Annotated in this window: 1 protein-coding gene and 2 pseudogenes; all 3 read right to left on the bottom strand. The window is 57.6% G+C overall.

The window, feature by feature from the left end:
* Nucleotides 1-168 precede the first annotated feature (168 nt).
* Nucleotides 169-546 (bottom strand): annotated as a pseudogene (locus H1B37_RS32705) (DUF2750 domain-containing protein); the annotation flags it as partial.
* A 304-nt stretch (nt 547-850) separates the two neighbouring features.
* A complete protein-coding gene (locus tag H1B37_RS32700) occupies nt 851-1,528 on the bottom strand; it encodes a hypothetical protein (protein WP_182871467.1) in 678 nt (225 codons plus the stop codon).
* Nucleotides 1,485-1,772, bottom strand: a pseudogene (locus H1B37_RS32695) (IS91 family transposase); the annotation flags it as partial. The pseudogene H1B37_RS32695 and the gene H1B37_RS32700, both read right to left, overlap by 44 nt.

Here is a 1,772-nt window from a genome sequence, read left to right as displayed (position 1 = left end):
CATTGCCATCACGCGTCGCAGCAGGATCTGATGTCGGACTCCGGTAAGGATTCGGAGCGAGATTCAATGCGGCTGTTTCAGTCGGATAACGACCGCCATCACCGGGCACGAGCGGTTGAGCAACCACTGCCCAAACACGCCGCCGAGTGCTCCGTGTGCATGGCATTGTTACGCATCCTTGCTCTGCTCGGCAACTTGTTGCCGAAACTCATCCTGATACTTCTGGATCATCTCATCAAGCATCGCGGTGGCAAGTTCAGCTTGCAGATCACTTGCCTGAGATTCGATCCCAGCCAGGTCTTCGGTCCAATTGCAGCCGGCGAGTGCACCATCGGCTTCCATTCCCGGCAACCATCGAAATAGAAAATCGAAAAGCGTGATGGATCGCAAGACGCAGTCATCGAACCCAGTCTTCATCGCACGCTTAGCGTAGGCTTCGTCCGACCAAAACAAAATGACCGACGCATGGACATCGCCATGGGATTCGCACCAAGCAAATCCATTGCCCTGGTCGAGCCCCCAAATCAGTTCGTGTTCGATCACGCGACGAACGAAACGCTAGTGGTTAGCCTGTAGTGTTGCGCGTTCGTGCAGCATCGTCTTATTGCGTAACGACAGCGGTAACGGGGCCGCCGCCAAGAAACTATGACTTCAGCACCCGCGTCATCGGCGGCTCCCGTTCACCGCACGGTTATTTGATTTTTTCAATCTGGCGCTGAACCACGCGTCGGTGCCGGGGCCGAACGGTCAGCAAGTTTCCGTCTGAGCAGCTCTTGATTATGCATGTTGAAGCTGGATGCGTCGAGCAATGAATCGCGATGATCGTCAGGACCAATGCGTCGAGTTTACCCTATCGAGGCCCGTTTTCATTTTGGCGCATTAACGTCCAATCGTTCTCAGTGATCGGAAAAACCCATGAGGCGAGCCATGCAAGAATCGCCGATGGGAATACGATCATCTCCGGGTACATGATGAACAACGGAGTCTTCGGTGAGAAAAGCCTGATTGCTCGGGGCATTGCAACACCGAGTTCGTGTAGTAGCACTGGTGCAACGATTAATACTGCAGGGGTGCCTGTGACGAGCGCCGCGCGGATCGCCCATTGTTTTGCGCGAACGAATCGGGGCGAGGGTAGCTCCGTCGAAACGGCATCATCCGGGCTTTGGTACGGATTCGAGGGATGATTGGCCAAGCTGTCGCCTGTTGTAAACAAATAACGATAAGGATCACGCGGCGGCGACGCAAAATGAACCACTTCAAGAACCCTGACTTCGCCGCTCGTCGTGCATCCTTTGGTTGAACCGGGCTTGCGTTCGGCCCCGTGGTCGTGGGACCGGCTCGCCCATCGGCTTAGTACTTTACCAGATCGATTGACCCCGAGCAGGGGTTTCCGGCAGTTGGCGGCGAACAAGACTCCGGCCCGGGCGCGCACCTTCGGTAGCGTCGGTGGCACTTGCTGTCCGTTGTCAACTTCTCCAGCGGCCTCATGCGGCTTGCCCTCGTGTCTCTCGCCATCCAAACGCTTCACTGGGCGGTCCACGGCCGGCAGCGAATTCGTGATGCGAAACCAACCGCTTGCCGCACACCGGACAGGTGCAGGCATCGAGCATCCCGGCCGACTCGCACCATTCTTGCCAGCTCGACGGTTCTTCCGGCTCCGGCGGTGCCACGCCGAGGGCAGACCGGGCGTCGTCGATCCGACTGTGCTGGTTGCCGCTGTAGAGCCCGTAGCCGCGAACCGTCTGGAAACGACGCGGCGGAACGTGTAACAA

Source organism: Stieleria mannarensis, from assembly GCF_014154935.1.
GTDB lineage: Bacteria > Planctomycetota > Planctomycetia > Pirellulales > Pirellulaceae > Stieleria > Stieleria mannarensis.
The sequence above is the reverse complement of the archived record's forward strand: the minus strand, read 5'-3'. Positions and strand labels throughout refer to the sequence as shown.